The organism is Blautia sp. DFI.6.71 (assembly GCF_020593585.1).
GTDB lineage: Bacteria > Bacillota > Clostridia > Lachnospirales > Lachnospiraceae > Blautia_A > Blautia_A wexlerae.
In genome coordinates this window covers 1-20,437 of the sequence record NZ_JAJDMJ010000037.1, presented here as the reverse complement: position 1 = coordinate 20,437, position 20,437 = coordinate 1, and the positions used below count along the sequence as shown (strand labels likewise).

Genomic DNA, 20,437 nt, shown 5'->3' with positions numbered 1-20,437 from the left:
TATTACTCTATCTGAGTAATTCAGAGAGCTGTCTGAATTTCGGATGCAGAAATCTGCATTCGGGGCGGACAGCTCTTTTTATAGGAAAGGGGCTGTCGGGAAATAGACAGCCCCTTTCCTATCATCGAGTCTGACTCAAATGCTACGATACATTTTTATCCACAGTTTTGTAAAAATTCAATTGCTTCATATACATTAGAAAATGTGACGCTCTTTGTATTTAACCATTGGTTTCTGACATCTGTATCATCTATTCCCGGCAGTCCATCTGGCAATAATGCTTTTACAGTTTTCTTTGAATTTTCTACTGCTTTTTGATAATTGACTGCAATCTTCTCTGTTGCCGCAGAATTTCCTTTTACGTAAGTTGGGATTAATTTTTTAACTTCATTAATAACCTTTTCCTTTTCAGGAACGGTAATGAGTTTCGGAGTATAGTATTTGTAATGCAACATAAACCAATACTCAATACATCCACTAGTCATTAGTAATCTTACCCGTATTCCTTGTTTTTTTCTCAATTTACGAAGTTTCTTTATAATCGTAAACCTATCATTCCATTTTGAAATATCCTTTTCTTCTACATCATAAAAAAACCATATTTCATCTGTTACATCTATGCTGTTTTTATATTTGGGTGATTTTGAAAACTTTGCTTCTGCTTCCTCAAACAGTCCTGTATCTGGTGGCCTTTTTAAAACAGCAACGTCCGAGAAAGTCTTTTTTAAATAATCAGTGTATGCCTGTTCACTTTCACCTTCGCAAAATACATAGATTAGTGGTTTGGCAGATTTTACTTTACGAGGCATTATTCCACCTCCTCAATCTCAATATCAGGAGTTGCACCATATTTACCAAGCAAATATCCCTTTCTGATATTTTCTGTAGTTCTGGTACCTAATCCACTAATACTATAAAGCTCTGATATCCCATCTTCATTGCTTTTGTCTGCAAAGTACAACTGATCCTTACGCAGGATTTCCATATTCATAAGTTCCGTGTTATGAGTCGTAAAGATAAGCTGCGCTCCTTTTGGGTTAGACTGCTTACTCTGGAATTTTGCCACAACAAAATCTACCAACATTGGATGAAGTTCTTTTTCAATTTCATCAACGATAAGAACTCCGCCTTTTTTCAGTGCTGACTCGATTGCAGGTGCAATAGACATGAGTTTTCTGGTTCCGTCTGATTCATCCGATAATTCTAACGGGTATAAAACCGCTTCTCCATTAGCATTGATACCCTGATGTTTCGATATTGCTTTAACCTCATTCATTTTTAATCTTGTTTCTGAGTTGCTCGACGTATCTGCCAGAATATGCATAAACTGAATCAAGGCTGCTTTTATACCGTCTGGTATATTCTCGGGAAAACTTAGATTGTTCTTAATTTCCTTACTGTCAATTTCAAATTGCATACTTTCAATACCGAGATCCGCAGCTTTGGCATAATCCGAAATCGCCTGCAGCATATTGGCATCATTAGAATAATCCAACAGCTGTTTAGGAATATCTGAATAATCCCTTGAAAAATAAAGCAATTCCCGAAACCACTTCATTGCAGTTGCGCAAATAGCGTCATTCATTGTACAAGCCAACGAAAAGAACAACTGATTCGATGCAACGGTTTCGCTGATTAACTTTCTCTTTGCCTTTTCTTCTGTAAAAATAAATGATTGATTTTCTCTTTTAAAAACTAACGCTTTTTGTCCCTTTGGTGCGTGGTATAAATACTCTTTATATATCTTTTCCTTCGTTGCGGCAAAGGAATACCAGTATTTAATTCCGTCTAAAGTATAGATGAATTCAAATTCTGTTGGTTCATCTTCAGAATAATCATTTAAAGCAAATGGTATTACTGGTATTTTTGCGTTTTCGTGCTGTGTTCTTTGCGCATTTTTAATGAATTGCACAGCCAGCCAAAACGCCCGAATTACATTACTTTTACCTCCACCATTTTTTCCATATATAGCAACGCTCGGTAATAAGTTCAACGAACCATATGAAATCAAGCTCTTTTTGAAGGGGCCAAGCCCCGTTGCTTCCATAGATAGCGTTGCCTCATCACGAAATGATCTATAATTCTTGAACCTGAATTCTATCAGCATAATTATCCCTCCAAATTCATTTTCTATTAGTATATACTTATTTCAAAATATATTCAAACAATATTATCAAATAATGTGATATTTTTGCTTTGATTTCAAACATAAATCGACAATCATCCGGATGATCCGATGTGATTTTCGAAAATTTATAAAACACCCGCTGCGGACAGATATGTATAATATCTTTTGTAGCGGGTATTTTATTTATACAGAGATATTTTAGAAAGCATGTCCATGGCAAGAACGATAGAACGATAACTGTCTGATATTTTACTTGCGTGAAAGAGCAGAGTATAATATAATAAAAAGAACAAATAGTTCTATAACAACAGAGAAAAAATCCATCCGCGCATCTAAAAAACGCCGGATGGACTACTCACGTACAGAGATTTCGCAGATTGTTTTAATCTGCGAAATGGGCACCGGAAACGTGCATGAGATCAAAGATTAAGAAATGATCCGACCACTGATCTGACCATTTATAGATGAGATAGAAGAAAGCGAATCCAGAATGTTCCGCTTGGTATCCATAGATGGATGGACATATTTATTCAAAGTGATATTTACATTAGAATGGCCAAGCATTTCGCTGACACTCTTGACATCAGCCCCATTGCTGATACAGTTTGTCGCAAATGTATGGCGCAGTGCGTGAAAGTGAGACTTCTTTATATATGCTTTATTCAGATAAGAATAAAACTTATACTGGTAAGTACGTGGTTCCATCGGGGAAAATTTATTCAACACATAACCCCCCTCATCCTTACAAGAGAGAAGAAGTGGAAAGAGAAATTCCGGAATCGGGATCTCACGGACAGAGCAGAGCGTTTTGGGCGGTCCTTCATACAGAATCGTTTTCTGATCCCCCTGCCCGACCTGAATTCTTTGGACAGTCCTGTTAATATGAATCGTTTTTCTCTGGAAATCGATATCTTCCCATTTTAAGGCACAGATTTCCCCGAGTCTCAGTCCCATATACAGGCATATCAGAATGCCAAGCTTGCATGAATCAAGATCTGAGAGCAGATAGCGGCATAGCTTCTGCTGGTCCGTAGCGTTTATTGTCTGCACAGGTTTGGGAACTGTCCGCAGCTTTTCTGTTTTTAAATGAATTTTCGGAGTGCCGCAGTATCGGTTTCCATAAGATAAAATCTGATTCAGTACACAGTAGATACTTTTATATAGACTGGCGGACATCTCCTTTGGCAGGGCTTTCTCTATGATTTCCAGGCTGATTTCGTCTGCTGTCAGACTGCCAAAAATATCCTGGATATGCATATCATAGATGTTGGCATATTTTCTGTAGGTGGAGTACTTGCGATTATCCTTAATATAAATAAGCCACAACTGACCGATTTCATCAAGACTCATATCAGCACTGGCGTTTAGGGGAGCTGTCTGCTCTTTTTGGGAGAGCAGAGTAATCTCAGATTCTTTCTTGCTGTTAAAGAGTTTCTGTTTTACTTCATTATAAGAAGGGGCATATACGGAACGATATTTTTTGCTTCCATTTATATGGATCAGATATCGGCCTTCCCATCTGCCGTCACTTCTTTTTCGTATGTTTTCTCCTCGTCTTGCCAAAATAAAAAACTCCTTTCTAGGGCTCCTGACCACGATTCTGACCCGTAATGGAGATACTTTCCAGCAGTCAGATTGATTTTCTTACAAAAAGCACTAAATAAATTGGTCAGTTTATGTTATAATGAACTAAATAAATCGCCATTTATTGACAAAATGACTTATTCAGCATATTATATTAGCAGTGATTTGATAAGAAATTTAATAAAATTGGGGAGGTTGGCGCGTATGTGCCCATTTCGCAGATTAAAACAATCTGCGAAATCTGAATTCCTCTTTTTGTGTACTTTGGAGGAATACCGAAATGAGCATACATCTTTTCAAACACAATCAGGAAGCATATAACTCAGTTACCGCCATGCTTGAGCGGGAGAAAATGGCAGCAGTCATCCACCCTACAGGCACAGGGAAATCCCTGATCGCATTTAAGCTGGCAGAGGAACATCCATCAGAGAAATTCCTATGGCTTTCACCAAGTGAATATATCTATCAGACACAGCTGGAGAACCTCGGAATGGAATTCGATAACATCCAATTCATGTCCTACAGCCGTCTGATGAAGAACGAAGACAGCATTGAAACCCTGCATCCGGATTACATCATCCTGGATGAATTTCATCGCTGTGGTGCCGCAGAATGGGGCAAAAGCGTCAGGAAGCTTCTGAACGCCTGTCCAAATGCGAAGAGACTCGGGCTGTCTGCGACCAATATCCGCTATCTGGACAACCAGAGAAATATGGCAGAGGAGATTTTTGATGGAAAGATCGCATCCGAGATGACACTCGGAGAAGCTATCGTCCGGGGAATACTCCCGGAACCGAAATATGTGATAGCCATGTATTCATATAAGAAAGAACTGGATCAGTTAAAGAAAAGAATCCAGGCGTTATCGAATCAGGGCCTCATCACAGAGAACCAGAAACTGCTTGAGCAGCTGCGCCGCGCACTGGAACAGGCAGAGGGGCTGGACATTGTGTTTGAGAAGCACATGGAAAAGAAAAATGGAAAATATATCGTCTTTTGTTCCGGTAAAGAACATATGGACGAAATGAAAGGGCAGGTCAGTACGTGGTTTCGCCGGGTAGACCGTGAGCCGCGGATCTATACAGCGTTTTATAACGATACTGCTACAGACAGAGAATTCAGGGAATTTAAGAAGGATAACAGTGCACATCTGAAGCTTCTTTTCTGCATTGATATGCTCAATGAAGGGGTTCATGTGGATGATGTGGACGGTGTGATTCTTCTGCGTCCGACGGTGTCGCCGATCATTTATCTTCAGCAGATCGGGCGTGCATTGTCAGCGGGCAGCGGGAAGACACCGGTTATTTTTGACCTGGTTAATAATTTTGACAGCCTTTCTTGTATTGACTGTCTGAAGAAAGAAATGGAAGAAGCATTTGTGCTGTTTCCGACGACGTATGGGAAGGGGTTCCGCTTTAGTGAGCGTTTCCACATTACGGATGAGACGAAGGACTGCAGGATGCTTTTCCAGAAACTGCAGACGAATTTAAGTTCCGCCTGGGAAACCTATTATATTGCCGCAAGGCAGTATTACCGGGAGAAAGGGAATCTGAAAGTTCCGAAGAGTTATCTGACGCAGACAGGGCTTACGCTTGGAAGCTGGATTCAGACGCAGCGCAGGGTCCGTGCGGGTTCGGTGAACGGGAATCTGAGTGAGGAGAAGGTCAGGAAGCTGGATGAGATCGGGATGGTCTGGGACAGTAAGGACCAGAGCTGGAATGAGGCGTTGAGAGAATTGCAGGCTTATTTTGAGGAGCATGGGAATCTGGATGTTAAGGCTAGATATGTGACGGAGAATGGGTTCAGGCTTGGGAGATGGGTCTGTAATTTGAGGACGAAGGTGAAGAATAAGGGACTGGATCAGGCGCTGACGAAGGAACAGCAGGGAGAGTTAGAGAAGTTAGGGATGATTTGGGACCGGAATGGGGAGAAATGGGAAGAGTACTTCCGGGAGGCACAAAGGTATTATCTGGAGCATGGGGAGTTGGAGGTTCCGGTGAAGTATGTGACGGAGAATGGGGTGCCGCTGGGAAGATGGCTCGCGGAGATTGGGAGCCAGTTTGGTGAGAAAAATGCATGTCGGAGTTCATTGGAAGAGAGACAGTTGGAACGGCTTAGGGAGATTGGTTTTAAGACGGAGAAGAAGACTGTCAGACAGTGGAATGAGAAGTATTCGCTGGCGAAAGATTACTATGAGGAATATGGGAATCTGAATGTGCCGGTTTCGTATAGTGTGAATGGAGTGAAGCTGGGGAGGTGGATCTCGAATATACGGGCGAAGAGGAAACATCCTGAGGGGAGCGGGATGGTGTTGGATGAACATAGGATTAGGCAGTTGGACAGCATTGGGATGGACTGGAAATAAAAAGGACAAATAAAAAGAAAAATATGGAGAAATACAAATGAGTAACAGTATGACAAAGATGAAGAAAAAACTGGAACACTGGGAAATCGTATCCCTGTTATTGATGGTATATGACTTTACAGCGATTCTGGTGTCATATTTTGCAGCACTGTGGATTCGGTTTGACTGTAAATTTGGCGGAATCCAGAAAGACTATCTGCAGACATATTTTCACACAGCATGGATTTATGCAATATTCTGCGTAGTGGTATTCTGGTTTCTGCGTCTTTATAAGAGTATCTGGCGTTTCGCAAGTTATGCAGAACTGATCCGTGTGATTATGGGAACGGTATTTACAGGAGTCGTTCATTTAATTGTAGTGAATGCATGTATACACAGAATGCCGATTTCCTATTATGCGTTCGGTATTATCATTCAGTTCTGTCTGACACTGGGAATCCGGTTTGCATACCGCTTTATCCTGCTGATTAGGGGAAAGAGAAATACAGACGCAGCATATGAGAAGAGAGTCATGCTGATCGGCGCAGGAAGTGCAGGTCAGATGATCTTTCGCGATATTAAACATGCCAAAGAGACAAGTGAGAGAGTTTACTGCTTCATTGATGATAATCCAAATAAATGGGGCAGATACATAGATGATGTTCCGGTATTCGGCGGTAGAGAGAATATCATGGAAGCGGTAGCGAAGTTTGGAATTGAGAAAATTTATGTCGCCATTCCAAGCGCAAAACCGGAGGATAAAAGAGAAATCCTCAGAATCTGCAATGAGACAGGTTGCGAACTGATGAACCTTCCGGGAATGTATCAGCTTTATACCGGTGAAGTATCCGTAAGCAAGATGAAACCTGTTCAGATTGAAGACTTGCTTGGAAGAGATCCGATTAAGACGGATATGGATGAAGTATTCCGGTATATCACAGGAAAAGTGGTTCTGGTTACAGGTGTTGGTTCTATCGGATCTGAGCTTGCAAGACAGATCGCGGCACACAATCCGAAACATCTGATTTTGTTCGATATTTATGAAAACAACGCGTATGACATTCAGCAGGAATTACGGAAGAAATATCCGGATCTGAAACTGGATACGATTATTGGATCCGTTCGTGACAGCAGAAAGATATTCAAAGTATTCGATGAATACAGACCGGAGATCGTATATCACGCAGCGGCGCATAAGCATGTACCTCTTATGGAAGACAGTCCATGTGAAGCAATTAAAAATAATGCGATGGGAACTTATAAGACTGCATATGCAGCGATGGCACATGGATGTAAGAGATTTGTGCTGATCAGCACAGATAAAGCGGTAAACCCAACCAACATTATGGGAGCATCCAAGCGTTTGTGTGAAATGATCATTCAGGCTTTTGACTATAAGATTAAAGAAGGAAAAGCGAATGAGATTCCGCAGCTCTTCACTCATGGTATGGATGACGTGATCGTGGATCCGAAAGTGGCAGAAGGATTAAAGAACGCCCAGACGGAATTCGTGGCAGTCCGGTTTGGAAATGTGTTAGGAAGTAACGGATCGGTTATTCCGCTCTTTAAGAAACAGATTGAGGCAGGTGGACCGGTTACGGTTACACATCCAGATATTATCAGGTATTTTATGACGATTCCGGAGGCGGTGAGTCTGGTGCTGCTGGCAGGAACCTATGCGAAGGGCGGAGAGATATTCGTGCTGGATATGGGCGAGCCGGTGAAGATTGATACGTTGGCTAGGAATCTGATCAGGTTGTCGGGGTATAAGCCGGATGTGGATATTAAGATTGTTTATAGCGGATTGAGACCTGGAGAGAAGCTGTATGAGGAGAAACTGATGGCGGAGGAAGGGTTGAAGAAGACGAAGAATGATCTGATACATATTGGGTGCCCGATTCCGTTTGATGTGGAGGAGTTTTTGGAAGAACTGGATGGGTTGCTGGAGGCGGCTTATAAGAATAAGGATGATGTGAAGGAGAGAGTACAGAAGGTTGTGGCTACGTATCATCCGGCGTAAAAGAAAAATGATAGGGAATGTTTATGAAAAGAAAACTTTTAATAATCGGTGCGGGCGGTCATGGACAGGTTGTTTCAGAAGTCACAGAGGATTGTGGATATACGATAATAGTGAGAAAGCTATTGAAAGAATTTCTGATTTAGAAAATTTTAAAGAAGAATATGCAGATGCCTTTATAGGTATTGGCAATAACAAATTAAGAGAACAGTTATTAGAAAAATCAAAGAGATAGGATTTACTATACCTGTTCTGATACATCCATCCGCTTATGTTAGTAGAACTTGCGAAATACAGGAAGGAGTTATTATTGAGCCTAAAGCAATTGTGAATGTACATTCAACCATTATGGCAGGGGGCATTATAAGCGTTTGTTTTTAGTAGAGGGCTATTTGAAACAGACGATGTGATAGGCAACACTATCGGATGTTTGATAGGGGCATAATTGCTTTGTTGAGGAGTGCAAAAGAAAAATGAAACTATTAATAGTTGGAGCTGGAGGCTATGGTCTATTGGTTAGAGAAATGGCAGAAGCTCAAGGATATAAAGTTGATTTTCTAGATGACAACAGCCCACTTGCAGTGGGGAAGGTTGAGAATCTTGAGAAAATTGAGGGAGAGTACGATGGCTCAATTGTGGCTATTGGTAATCCAGAAATCAAACAGAAGATATTAAGAAGAATGAAGAACTTGGTTACGCTTATTCACCCCACGGCTTGTGTTAGTGTGAGTGCTGTTATTGGCACTGGTTGTGTGATTGAAGCGAATACAGTTGTTAACTCAAATGCTGTTGTTAATGATGGTAGCTTCATTTGTGCCGGTGCTGTTGTTAACCATAATGCAGTTGTCGGTAAGTTTTGTCAGATTGATTGTAACGCCGTTGTGGCAGTGGGAGCTAAAGTACCAGAAAGTACAAAAGTTCAGAGCTGCACAGTATTTAAATAGATTAGATGAAAAAAGAAATAGTTTAGTAAAGTTTCTTTTAAGGAGAGTTTAAGGATTATGAGCTGGAAAAAAGTTGTTGGAATTGTTGCAGCGACACTTGGAACCGCATTTGTAACTACAGCTGTTGTGGCTAAAGTAAAAAAAGATAATAGTCAGTATAAAAATGAGCCAGATCAGAAGAATCCAATGGAGGGCAAAAAGGTAATCTTTGTTGAGGATGAAAATGATAAAGAAAATGCCGATGGTATGAGGGGGCATCTTGAAGCAGTGGGTGTAACTGGTCATAAGGCGGGTGTATATGAAAAGTATGTTAAGAGAGGAATTGATGTAGTTCTATCTTTTGGCGGACTTGTAGTTCTGAGTCCATTATTATTAGGAATTTCAATAGCTATCAAAATTGATGATCCAGGTCCTGTTCTGTTCACACAGAAGCGAGTGGGAGAAAACAAGAGATATTTCAAATTGCATAAGTTTAGAAGTATGAAAATGTGCACACCACACGATAAGCCAACACATATGTTGGAAAATCCGGAACAGTACATAACAAAGGTTGGCAAGTTTATCAGAGCACACAGTTTAGATGAGCTTCCTCAAATTTGGGATATCTTCATTGGTAATATGTCTGTGATTGGTCCGCGTCCAGGTCTTTGGAATCAGGACTTTCTGACAGCTGAGAGAGATAAATATGGCGCTAATGACATCAAACCAGGTCTGACCGGATGGGCACAGATTAATGGACGTGATGAAATTGAGATTCCGGTGAAGGCTAAACTTGATGGCGAGTACGCTCAGAAGATGGGTCCCCTTATGGATGCTAAGGTATTCTTAGGAAGTTTACATGTTTTCGGTGGCGATAATTCTGTTGTCGAAGGAGGAACTGGCGAGATGAAAAAGCAGACTGTTGGTCGTCACTATACAGACGGAATGACTTCTGAAGAGTTGATTGGCCACATTGGCTTTGGTGAGCCAGTTGAAGTAGATATAGAAACTGAGAAGAAAGTTCTTATTACAGGCGCAGGTTCTTATATTGGAGAAGCATTCCAAACTTATGCAACAGAGCATTATCCAGCACTCAAAGTAGATGCGGTAGATATGATTGATGGATCGTGGAGAGAGAAGAATTTTTCATCCTACGATATTATCTATCATGTTGCTGGAATCGCTCATGCAGATGTTGGAAACGTGGATGAGGCCACAAAAGCAAAATACTACGCAGTTAATACTGATCTTGCAGTAGAAGTTTGTGAAAAGGCAAAAGCTGAAGGAGTGAAAAATTTCGTATTCATGTCATCTATGATTGTATATGGAGATTCTGCTCCTTATGGTAAGAGCAAGGTTGTAGATGAACACACTGTTCCTTTTGCTGCAAATTTCTATGGTGATTCTAAACTACAAGCAGATGCAGCGGTACGAGAATTAGCAGATGATTCGTTCCATGTTTTTGTTTTGAGACCACCTATGATTTACGGAAAGGGCAGCAAAGGTAATTATCCTACTTTAGCCAAGTTTGCAAAGAAACTTCCTGTATTTCCAAATGTAGATAATGAACGTAGCATGCTTCATATAGATAATCTATGTGAGTTTCTTTGCCAGATTATGATGGTTAAGGAAGTTAAGGAGAATGCAATTGTTCTTATTCCACAGAATGGTGAGTGGACTAAAACCAGTGAGATGGTTAAAGAGATCGGTGAAGTAACCGGTAAAAAGGTTAGATTGATTGGTGGAATTATGAAGCCAGCTGTCTTACTTGGCGGCAAGGTGCCTGGTAAGATCGGTGGGCTCGTTAATAAAGCATTCGGAAATTCTACTTATGCTCATGAAATGAGTATTTATGAAGGCATTGTTTATCAGACCACATCCTTAAAAGAAAGCATACAGAAAACAGAAGGAAATATGAAAATGAAAAACAAGAAAATTGCAATTGTCTCATCACAGTATTTTTGGCTGCCGGAAGAAGCAGGTCCATCACGTTTTTATTCAATAGCTAGAACTTTTAAAGATAATGGTTATGATGTAGATGTTTATACTAGTAGCTATGAGCATCATGAGAAAAAACAGAGAGATAAATCAATTAGTACAGATTTGAATGTAATTTATATAGATTGCATATCTTACAAGAAAAATATTGATCCTCGCAGAGAAGTCAGCAATATTATGTTTTCTGCAAAAGTTTCGAAAGAATTGGAGAAAAGAATACTGGATTATGAAGCCGTTTATTGTTCGATTCCACCTAATAATATTGGAAAGACTGTGGGAGCAATTTGCAAAAAACATAATGTACCGTTTATAGTTGACATTGAAGACCTTTGGCCTGAAGCTATGTCAACGTTATTCAGCAAGCCGTTCCAAATACTAACGAAGCCATATTATTTCGATGCTGAAAAAACATATGCATACGCTAATGGAGTTGTTGGTACATCTGAAGAGTATACATCTAGAGCTTGGAAAAATAATGTAAGATCAATTCCTAATAGAACAGTATATGTTGGTACCGATATTAATGCTTTTGATGAAGAAGTTGCCAACAATATTACTAAAGTTATTAAGCCAGAAAATGAGTTTTGGGTCATATATACAGGTTCAATTGGTCATAGTTATGCAATTGATAATGTCGTTAGAGCTGCAAGTCAGATAAAAGATAATGAGAGAATTAAATTTAAAATCCTAGGTGATGGTCCGTTGAGAGTAGAATGCGAAGAATTAGCTAAAAAATTGAATTGCAATAATATTGAGTTCCTTGGATATGTCACACATCCTGCCATGGCTGCGTATTTAAGTAAATCTGATGTTACTATTAATTCGTTTGCTAAAGGTGTTGCTCAAAGTATTGTAAACAAGGTTGGCGATTATCTTGCAGCAGGAAAACCAATGATTAATACATTAGAGAATAAAGAGTGCTGTACATTAATAAATGATAATGTTGTTGGAATAAATGTTCCGGCTGAGATCCCAAATGAATTGGCAAACGCTATTAATAAGATGTTCTCGTCCGAAGAAATGCGCGTATCATACGGAAATAATGCACGACTGCTAGCGGAAATGAAGTTTGATAGAAAAACTTCGTATATGGAGATAATTGACTTGATTTCATCTTTGAAAAAATAATTGATGATAGAGTTGATGTTCTAGAATAGGAGCGAACATATTTATGAACAAATCAATATTAGGTCCAGATCCTAAGATAAGTATCATTATTCCTGTGTATAATGTCGAGCAGTATTTAGGAAGATGTATGGAATCAGTCTTAAATCAAACATACAAGAACATAGAAGTTATATTAATTGATGACGGTTCTAAAGACAGATCTTCAAGCATGTGCGATGAATGGAAAGCAAAGGATGATAGAGTTGTTGTTATACATCAAAAGAACGCAGGTGCGGGTGCTGCAAGAAATGCTGGATTGGCAATTGCAAATGGTGAATTGATTGGATTCGTTGATAGCGATGATTGGATTCAGTTAAATATGTATGAAACATTAATTAACGCAATCAAGAAATATCCAGAAGCTGATATCGCTGAATGTAAAACAACTCGAACAGATGGAAGAAAGGAAATTCCTACCGACGGAGAAAAGAATGTATCAGTCTATTTGCAATCGCAAACACAAACGCTTGAAAATTTTTTTAGAATACATGGCGGGGAAAGTAATTATGGTATTTATACTAAGCTAATTAAAAGAAAAGTTCTAGATCAATTTAAATTTGTTGAAGGTACGATTTCTGAAGATGTGATGGCGTCGTATTATTTTTATACTCATTGCGAGAAAGTCGTGAAAATTGATAAGAAATTATATAATTATTTTCAGAACCAGGAAGGTGTAACAAGAAAAAGCGTATCTAAGAGAGACTTAGAGTACATTGATGCCTTTGAGAGAATTCATAAAGATGTAAAAAAGAAATGGCCTGAACTTGCAGAGTATTCACAGATAAATTATGCAAGAGCAAATTTTACAATATTAGGAAAAATGAAACTATGCGGATATGACAAGGCAGACGTGAATCTTACTTGTGAGTTTGCCAAAATGAAAAAAATAGTGCGTCAAAATTTTAAGAAGTTATTGTTTTGGAAAATGTCAGTTAGCAGAAAGATTCTCCTAATATGGGTATGCATATGATCGGAGATTACCTATGAAAAAAATTCTAGTTATTGGAATGACTAGTACGCCAGGTGGTGTAGAGTCTTTTCTTATAAATTACTGTTTAAACAAGAATATGACAGGTATACAATTTGATTTTTTATGCCCGTCAGAAAATAAGATTGCTTATTCGGAAGAGATTGAAAAACAGGGAAATGTGTACTATGTTGTTCCTAAAAGTAAAAATATGTTTTTACATAAAAAACAACTAAAAGATTTTTTCAAGACGTATTCTAAAGAATACGTAGCAGTTTGGGCAAATTTAAATTCATTGATGAATGTGGATTTCTTAAAAATTGCTAGAAAATCTGGGATTAAACATATTATTGTTCACAGCCACAATTCAAGTAATATGGGTGGATTATTACAGAAAATATTACACACGAAGAATAAGTATTTTATTGGTAAAATAGCTACAGAGTTTTGGGCATGTTCTAGCGGTGCGGCAAAATGGTTCTATCCAAATAAGCTCCCATCTACAGTTATAAACAATGCTATAAATGTTGACAAGTATGAATTTGATCAATTAAAGCGCGAAAATATTCGTAAAGAATATGATTTAGACGGATGCAAAGTAATAGGTCATATAGGAAGGCTGCATTTTCAAAAAAATCAAAGTCAATTGTTGGTAATTATGTATCAGTTAATTCAAAAGGATGAATCATATAGATTGGTTTTAATTGGTTCCGGTCCTGATAAGGAGATGCTTGTTAGAGAGATTTCTCAAATGGGATTAGAAAAGTATGTAATCTTTGCAGGAGAGCAAAAAGATATTGGCGGTTGGCTGAGTGCATTTGATGTGTTTGTTTTTCCTTCAAGATTTGAGGGGCTAAGTATTGTTGGATTAGAAGCTCAAGCAAATGGAATTCCTATTATTGCGTCTACAAATGCAATTAATGATGAAGGACTTATTAATTCAAATGTTATAAGAATTAGTTTAGATAACTCTGTAGAGGAGTGGTGTCATGCAATTGAACAGTCAATTGGAGAAGTGAGATGTGAACACTCTATTATAAAGGAAAGGTTTAGAGCCAAATGTTTTGATATTGATGTAGAGGTTGGAAAAATGTCAAAGTATTTTAATGCATTAGAATGATAAAAAATTGTATATTAGAAAAATGAAGAGGGGATTTTTATGGGAAAAGACAAGATAAGTATTATTATGCCTGCTTACAAAGTGGAAGATACTATAGCACGTTGCATACAATCAATAATTAATCAAACATATTCAAATCTGGAAATAATATTAGTAGAAGATGGTTCTCCGGATAGGTGCCCTGAAATATGCGATGAATATATGAGAAATGATGCAAGAATCAAAGTTATTCACCAGAAGAATGGAGGATTATCTAAGGCAAGAAATGTTGGATTATCTAATGCAACTGGTGATTGGATTCTTTTTGTTGATAGTGATGATTATATTGATTATGAATTATGTGAAAAAGTACATGATTGTGCAGTGAAAAACAAAGCGGATATTGTTATGTTTGGGTTTACTAAGTTTAAAGACGGTGAACAGATTAAATGTAGTGTTGTGGAAAGTGTATCTCGTCTGTTAAACAAAGATGAGGCCATGGGGCTTTTATCCGACCCTAATATTGGAAACTTTTCATGGAACAAGTTTTACAAGAGAAGTTTGTTTAATGATATTAAGTATCCAGAAGGTAGAGTTTATGAAGATTTAGCGACTACTTATAAAGTTATTGATAGAGCTTCGCAAATCTGTTTATTGGAAACAAAATTGTATTATTACTATCAATCAGATAACAGTATTACGCATACGATCACTAAAAAGCATGTTACTGATGAATTCGAGCAGAGATTTGAACAGTATAATTTTTTGATAGAACATAATTATGAAGCGGCTAAACTTGTGAGAGAAGAGTTATTTGCTGATGCATTACAATATTGTATTTACTGCCCGTATGAGCCAAGTAATCCTACATATGCAAATGCCTCAAATGTTATATTAGGCTCAAAGGAAGTTAGACAAATATTTGGTGGAACGTATAAGATTATGTACCATATGTACACTATCTCGGTCCATCTATTTAATTTTGTATGTTGTTTATTAAAAAAACGATTAAAAGTTTAGAAGTAAGGTGAAAGAATGGATAAGAAGACTGCCAAGATTGGAATATTAACTTTTCACAAGGCCATAAATTATGGGTCTGTTCTACAAGCATGGGCTTTACAGAATACCTTGAAGATGAATGGGTATGATTCTGAAATTATTGATTACGAACCCAAAGAACTAAGGCATTTATATGAAACAAGCTTAAAAGATGCTAAAGGATTTAAAAGGAAGCTTAAAAGAATTCTTTCTTTTAAAAGAAAAGTATCTATGCAAAGAGATAAGTTTTTGTGTTTTAGAAAAGAAAATTTACATTTGAGTAAAGAAATGTATTTTTACGACTCGGATTTCAGAGGCATTGCGGATAAGTATGATGTGATAATTACGGGAAGTGATCAAGTTTGGAATACAAACATAGTAGATTGTGATCCTATTTTTTTTCTACCATTTCCTTTTAATGGTAAAAAGATTGCGTATGCTTGTAGTGTAAATGATGGTCAGGTGAATGAAAGATTTCCGGCAGATTGGCTTGAAAAATGGCTCAGGCAGTATGATTTCATTTCGGTTAGAGAACAAAGCGGAGTAGAGAAATTATCTTCATTTTTAAATTATAATATGAAGATTTATAATACCTTGGATCCAACATTATTATTGGACAAAGAGATGTATACTTCGTTACTTGGAGATAGAATTAAGGATGAGCGCTACATATTCTTGTATAATATGTGGACAAAAATGGAAGGAATACAAGTAGCTAAAAAGGTATCTGAAAAATTAGGCTTACCGGTATATACGATTACTAATCAAATGGATATGATTAGAATTGTTAAATATAGCCGTAATGGTGTTAAAGTTGACTTACAGCATACAGGGCCTAAAGATTTTCTGAATTATATTTACTATTCGGATTTTATAATAACAGATTCATTTCACGGTACCGCATTCTCTATTATTTTTAATAAAGAATTTTTGACACTTAATACTCATATGGATAATGGGCAGTATAAAAACGATGAACGTCTTATAAGCATATTAAGTAATGAAGCGTTAGTAGAGCGCTTTGTAAAAATAGATGACATTGACTCTTTGGATTTGCATAAGAGAATAGATTATACGAGAGTAAATGAATATAGAGAAGATTTAAGAACGCAATCGCTTGGTTTGCTACTGGATGCAATTGAGGGAAAAATTAATTTGTAAGACGGGAATAAGGAGGTAAGTGTGTGGAATCACGAAATAGATATTTGGCAAAAAATACGCTGATATTTACAATAGGCAATTTTGGATCAAAATTTATTGCCTTCTTCTTGGTACCTCTTTATACAAGTGTTTTACGAACTGAAGAGTATGGAGTGGCAGATCTTATCACCACATTATGCGCAGTGATTGCACCGGTCTTAATTTTAAACATTTCTGAAGCAATAATGAGGTTTAGTCTGGATAAGGATGCCGATAGAGCGGTAATTACAAAGATTGGTATTAGAATTTTTGAAATCTCTATCATTTTAGGCGTATTACTTATTCCTGTGTATAGTTTGTTTGCACCTATTAGAGAGTACTGCATATATATTTTTATATATAATGTTTCAATTGGTGCTAGTACTGTATTTTTGTATGATTTACGAGGTAAAGAGTTATTGCTTCAGTATTCTATTGGAAGTGTAATTCTTACTCTGACATCAGCGTTGTTTAACATTTTGTTTTTGGTTGTTTTTGATTGGGGAGTTCGTGGATACATTTCTGCATTTATTTTTGCAAATATTGTAACTGCAGTGTATGCGGCGGTAGTTGGAAAAAGTTTTAAAGGATATACAAAAACAAGAATAAACACAGCGAAAATGAAAGAAATGGTGAGCTTTTCGGCTTTTTTAATTCCTAATACGTTTATGTGGTGGATTATGAATTCATCAGATCGAGTTATGGTTACAGCTATGGTTGGAAGTGCAGCTAATGGTATTTACGCAATTTCATATAAATTGCCAACACTCATTTCGACTTTAACAGGGATTTTTAACCAAGCATGGGGATATTCCGCTATTAGGGAGAATGGTGCCGAAGATGAGAGTGAATATAATAATGGCGTTTTTAAATCATTAATTTCAATAGCAATGCTAATGGGAATTGGTCTGATTACAATTATGAAGCCATTTCTAAGTATTTATGTAGAGAAATCATATTATGTTGCCTGGAAATATACACCTTTTTTAGTGATTGGTTGTGTGTATTTGACGTTAGGCACGTTTATGTCAACAACTTATAATGTTCATAAAGATAGTAAAGGATTTTTAATTTCGGCAACTATTGGAGCGGTAGTAAACATTGGCTTGAATTTTCTTTTGATTCCAAAATTCCGAGTATATGGTGCTGCTATTGCTACATGTATTAGTTATATTGTTGTATTCTTGTTTAGATATTTTCATACTCGTAAGTATATACGTTTTAATATTAAAAATAATGAATTCATCATGGGGACTATTTTATTACTAAGTTCATCGCTAATAATGTTTATTGATAATTATGTTGGCATAACAATCCAGATTATACTTCTAGTAATTGCTATGATTATTTATGCCAATTATTGGACCACTATTCTGAGAGGAATTATCAACAAGTTTGTGAAAAGAAAGGTGGGTTAATCTATAGTGAAAAAAGAACCTTTGGTTAGTATCATCGTGCCAATATATAATGTTGAAAAATATATTGTTAAGGGCGTCGAGTCATTATGTAATCAGAATTATAATAATATAGAAATTATTTTAGTTGATGATGGATCACCAGATAGATCTCCTGAATTAATAGATGATTTAGCTCAGAGAGATAAACGAATAAAGGCAATACACAAAACAAATGGAGGCGTATCCTCTGCTCGAAATGTAGGAATTAATCATTCAAATGGTGATTACATTATGTTTGTCGATGGAGATGATTGGGTTGATCCGTCATATGTATCATTTTTTGTAAATATGATTGTTGAATCGAACCATTCAATTGGAATGAATTATAATTATTATTATGATTCCGGCAGAACAAATATAGACAGTAATGATTTTACTATTATAGATAAGAATATAGCAGCTGGATCCATATACAACGGAGATATATTTGTAGCAGTTTGGAATAAGATTTATAGTAAAGTTTTTTTAGATAAAAATCAAATTCGATTTAATGAAGCAATATGGTTTGGGGAAGGAATGTTATTTAACATTGAATGCTTAAAATACACAAATGAGATTGCCGTTTGTAAGAAATCCTTGTATCACCAAACTCCAAATCAAGAAAGCGCTATGCGAGCCTTCAATTTAAAGAGTTTTTTATGTGGAATTAAATCAATGGAATTACAGAAAGAAATAATAGATTCTTTTTCTGATAGCGTTAAAAATGAGTGGGAACTGCATTTGTATGGATACAACCATAGCATTATTGACGGGCTTGTAAAAACGAATTCTGTTGATGATAATGAAGAAGTATACAAAAAATATGTTAAATTGTTACGTCGCAATATTGGTATTCCTCTTAAGTATGAAAGGAGATTTAAGAATAAAATTGCGTGTATTTTATATTTTATTTCACCAAGTATTATGTCAAAGGCGATGCTAAAAAGAAATAATAGAAGGCTTAAGAGCGGTGATTAGCTATGTTGTTAAAAATAAAAAAGAATAATATATTATTACTACTATATGTCATGCTGTCTGCGTTTTATACATCTCCTTTATTTAATATCGGATTGTTTGATTATGTTTTGTATGTACTCTTTCTGTTTAATTGGTTTTTCATTATATGGGGGTTATTTTATGCTTTAAAGAATGATGATGCAAAAGTTGTACTTTCTTTGGCTTTAATTATAGTCGTTATTTTTATGGTATGTATGCTGAATGGTACAAGCCTTAGGCAATGCAATGTTATTCTGACATTGATAATTGGCATGTATTACACTACGAGCATATCATACTCAAAAGCTTTCTATCAGTTAATTAGCATAGTTGGATTGATTTACAACGTACTTGCTTTAATAAAAAGCCCGAATTATTTTGTGAATTGGGAAGCATCAGGTCAGGCAACAATGAATCCTAACACAATTGGAATTATGAATTTGTTTTTTGCTATAATTATAAATTCATACATCCATTTGTTTGTGCCGGACCGGAGAAAAAAATATTGCTATATGTTCTATAATGCATTGCTATTATATATATTGTTTATGTATAGAAGCCGAACGGCACAAGTTGCATTTTTGGTTTTTGTGATAGTATTTGTCTTATTAAAACGAGAAATACTTAATAAACCTAAATTACTATTTATAATTACCTGTGGACTATCAATTATGGGTACAATTGCACCTCTATTGTATTTAGCAATGCCGAAACAAATCATGGATTGGATTGCAAATACAACAGGTAAGTCATATTTTTCTGGGCGTGAAATAATATGGGGGCGTTTTTATGCTGCATTAGCAGATTTTAAGACACTTGTGATAGGACCGGGGATGTGGAGAAAAGAACAATATACATCACTTTGGAACAATGGTCGAGTTTACTCGATGCACAATAATTATCTTGATATTATTTTATGTTTCGGTCTTATTGGTCTAATTATTTTTACTCTTTTTATTGCTACACGTATATATGGTTTAAGTAAACGGAAAGTGTTAAATAACTATGTGTGTTTGTCAGGATATTTTTCATTTATGATCTTGGGATATACTGAGAATAACTTTAGTTATGCCTTTTTTGTAATGCTATATAATATACTGATTGGTTTGGCTATATATGCAAATAAGCAGCTAGAATGAGGAACTCAGTTGATTAGAATTTATTAGAAAAATTATAAGAATACATCTGCTGGAGTTTGAAAAATTGCAGTAGCGATTGTAAAGAATATTATGGAGTGTTTGTATGATATCAGCGCATAATGACAATGATATGGTAATCAACAGAAAAAAGTGGATTGATTACCTTAGGGCTATGGCAATTGTGTTAGTTGTGATTAGCCTTAACTTCCTGAAAAAGTAACACTCAAAAAATGGCAGATTGTAAAAAACCTTGAAAAATAGGGATTTTCCTTAATTTCCAGCCCGAAATAGCCCTAAAAGCATCTCAGGCTGGAAATTTACATGTTATTGGCACCTTGAATCTGAAGAAACTTCCAGGGTCTGACCCCAATGTGGTCAATTTACCGTCAACTTAAGGAAAATCGTCAGATTTTATCCTAATT

15 protein-coding genes are annotated in these 20,437 nt (G+C 36.6%); 12 read left to right on the top strand and 3 right to left on the bottom strand.

The genetic code is table 11. The features are described 5' to 3' along the window. Positions 1–155 precede the first annotated feature (155 nt). From LJE12_RS14075 to LJE12_RS14065, 3 genes are all read right to left on the bottom strand, one after another. On the bottom strand, positions 156–809 hold the full coding sequence (locus LJE12_RS14075; RefSeq protein WP_227292230.1) for an RloB domain-containing protein: 654 nt from the start codon (positions 807–809) through the stop codon (positions 156–158). Further along, positions 809–2,107, bottom strand: a complete 1,299-nt coding sequence (locus LJE12_RS14070; protein ID WP_227292228.1) for an AAA family ATPase — start codon at positions 2,105–2,107, stop codon at positions 809–811. Before LJE12_RS14070 ends, LJE12_RS14075 begins: the two co-directional genes overlap by 1 nt. Before the next feature lie 447 nt (positions 2,108–2,554). Further along, positions 2,555–3,691, bottom strand: a complete 1,137-nt coding sequence (locus tag LJE12_RS14065) for a site-specific integrase (RefSeq protein WP_025577825.1) — start codon at positions 3,689–3,691, stop codon at positions 2,555–2,557. Positions 3,692–3,992: 301 nt separating this feature from the next. Here LJE12_RS14065 and LJE12_RS14060 point away from each other — a divergent pair, with 301 nt between their 5' ends. The 12 genes from LJE12_RS14060 (at position 3,993) to LJE12_RS14005 (ending at position 20,015) form a co-directional block, all read left to right on the top strand. Continuing rightward, the gene (locus LJE12_RS14060) at positions 3,993–6,077 is read left to right on the top strand and encodes a Helicase associated domain protein (protein WP_025577826.1); all 2,085 of its coding nucleotides are present in this window, start codon (positions 3,993–3,995) and stop codon (positions 6,075–6,077) included. 37 nt (positions 6,078–6,114) lie between these two features. Then, positions 6,115–8,076 carry a polysaccharide biosynthesis protein gene (locus tag LJE12_RS14055; protein ID WP_025577827.1) on the top strand — a complete coding sequence of 654 codons (1,962 nt, stop codon included), beginning with the start codon at positions 6,115–6,117 and terminating at the stop codon, positions 8,074–8,076. A 7-nt stretch (positions 8,077–8,083) separates the two neighbouring features. Continuing rightward, positions 8,084–8,308 carry a PglD-related sugar-binding protein gene (locus LJE12_RS20050; protein WP_025577828.1) on the top strand — a complete coding sequence of 75 codons (225 nt, stop codon included), beginning with the start codon at positions 8,084–8,086 and terminating at the stop codon, positions 8,306–8,308. Between the two features lie 238 nt (positions 8,309–8,546). Beyond that, complete coding sequence (locus tag LJE12_RS14045) at positions 8,547–9,017, top strand: PglD-related sugar-binding protein (protein ID WP_025577830.1); 471 nt, start codon at positions 8,547–8,549, stop codon at positions 9,015–9,017. Between the two features lie 57 nt (positions 9,018–9,074). Next, positions 9,075–12,122 carry a sugar transferase gene (locus LJE12_RS14040; RefSeq protein ID WP_049947357.1) on the top strand — a complete coding sequence of 1,016 codons (3,048 nt, stop codon included), beginning with the start codon at positions 9,075–9,077 and terminating at the stop codon, positions 12,120–12,122. Between the two features lie 43 nt (positions 12,123–12,165). Beyond that, positions 12,166–13,131: a glycosyltransferase family 2 protein gene (locus LJE12_RS14035; protein ID WP_025577832.1), complete on the top strand. Its 966-nt coding sequence runs from the start codon at positions 12,166–12,168 to the stop codon at positions 13,129–13,131. Positions 13,132–13,144: 13 nt separating this feature from the next. Further along, complete coding sequence (locus tag LJE12_RS14030; protein ID WP_025577834.1) at positions 13,145–14,248, top strand: glycosyltransferase; 1,104 nt, start codon at positions 13,145–13,147, stop codon at positions 14,246–14,248. Between the two features lie 39 nt (positions 14,249–14,287). Continuing rightward, on the top strand, positions 14,288–15,247 hold the full coding sequence (locus LJE12_RS14025; RefSeq protein ID WP_025577836.1) for a glycosyltransferase family 2 protein: 960 nt from the start codon (positions 14,288–14,290) through the stop codon (positions 15,245–15,247). Positions 15,248–15,262: 15 nt separating this feature from the next. Continuing rightward, positions 15,263–16,426 carry a polysaccharide pyruvyl transferase family protein gene (locus LJE12_RS14020; protein ID WP_025577837.1) on the top strand — a complete coding sequence of 388 codons (1,164 nt, stop codon included), beginning with the start codon at positions 15,263–15,265 and terminating at the stop codon, positions 16,424–16,426. Positions 16,427–16,449: 23 nt separating this feature from the next. Next, a complete protein-coding gene (locus LJE12_RS14015) occupies positions 16,450–17,862 on the top strand; it encodes an oligosaccharide flippase family protein (RefSeq protein WP_025577839.1) in 1,413 nt (470 codons plus the stop codon). A gap of 6 nt (positions 17,863–17,868) precedes the next feature. Beyond that, positions 17,869–18,858, top strand: a complete 990-nt coding sequence (locus LJE12_RS14010; protein ID WP_025577841.1) for a glycosyltransferase family 2 protein — start codon at positions 17,869–17,871, stop codon at positions 18,856–18,858. 2 nt (positions 18,859–18,860) lie between these two features. Further along, positions 18,861–20,015 carry an O-antigen ligase family protein gene (locus LJE12_RS14005; RefSeq protein WP_025577843.1) on the top strand — a complete coding sequence of 385 codons (1,155 nt, stop codon included), beginning with the start codon at positions 18,861–18,863 and terminating at the stop codon, positions 20,013–20,015. Positions 20,016–20,437 lie beyond the last annotated feature (422 nt).

What these genes read in the sequence shown, in the direction of transcription:
- LJE12_RS14020 (WP_025577837.1), top strand. Translation starts at nt 15,263, where the DNA reads ATGGATAAGAAGACTGCCAAGATTGGAATATTAACTTTTCACAAGGCC.
- LJE12_RS14070 (WP_227292228.1), bottom strand. Translation starts at nt 2,107, where the DNA reads ATGCTGATAGAATTCAGGTTCAAGAATTATAGATCATTTCGTGATGAG.
- LJE12_RS14060 (WP_025577826.1), top strand. Translation starts at nt 3,993, where the DNA reads ATGAGCATACATCTTTTCAAACACAATCAGGAAGCATATAACTCAGTT.
- LJE12_RS14025 (WP_025577836.1), top strand. Translation starts at nt 14,288, where the DNA reads ATGGGAAAAGACAAGATAAGTATTATTATGCCTGCTTACAAAGTGGAA.
- LJE12_RS20050 (WP_025577828.1), top strand. Translation starts at nt 8,084, where the DNA reads ATGATAGGGAATGTTTATGAAAAGAAAACTTTTAATAATCGGTGCGGG.
- LJE12_RS14055 (WP_025577827.1), top strand. Translation starts at nt 6,115, where the DNA reads ATGAGTAACAGTATGACAAAGATGAAGAAAAAACTGGAACACTGGGAA.
- LJE12_RS14005 (WP_025577843.1), top strand. Translation starts at nt 18,861, where the DNA reads ATGTTGTTAAAAATAAAAAAGAATAATATATTATTACTACTATATGTC.
- LJE12_RS14040 (WP_049947357.1), top strand. Translation starts at nt 9,075, where the DNA reads ATGAGCTGGAAAAAAGTTGTTGGAATTGTTGCAGCGACACTTGGAACC.
- LJE12_RS14030 (WP_025577834.1), top strand. Translation starts at nt 13,145, where the DNA reads ATGAAAAAAATTCTAGTTATTGGAATGACTAGTACGCCAGGTGGTGTA.
- LJE12_RS14045 (WP_025577830.1), top strand. Translation starts at nt 8,547, where the DNA reads ATGAAACTATTAATAGTTGGAGCTGGAGGCTATGGTCTATTGGTTAGA.
- LJE12_RS14075 (WP_227292230.1), bottom strand. Translation starts at nt 809, where the DNA reads ATGCCTCGTAAAGTAAAATCTGCCAAACCACTAATCTATGTATTTTGC.
- LJE12_RS14035 (WP_025577832.1), top strand. Translation starts at nt 12,166, where the DNA reads ATGAACAAATCAATATTAGGTCCAGATCCTAAGATAAGTATCATTATT.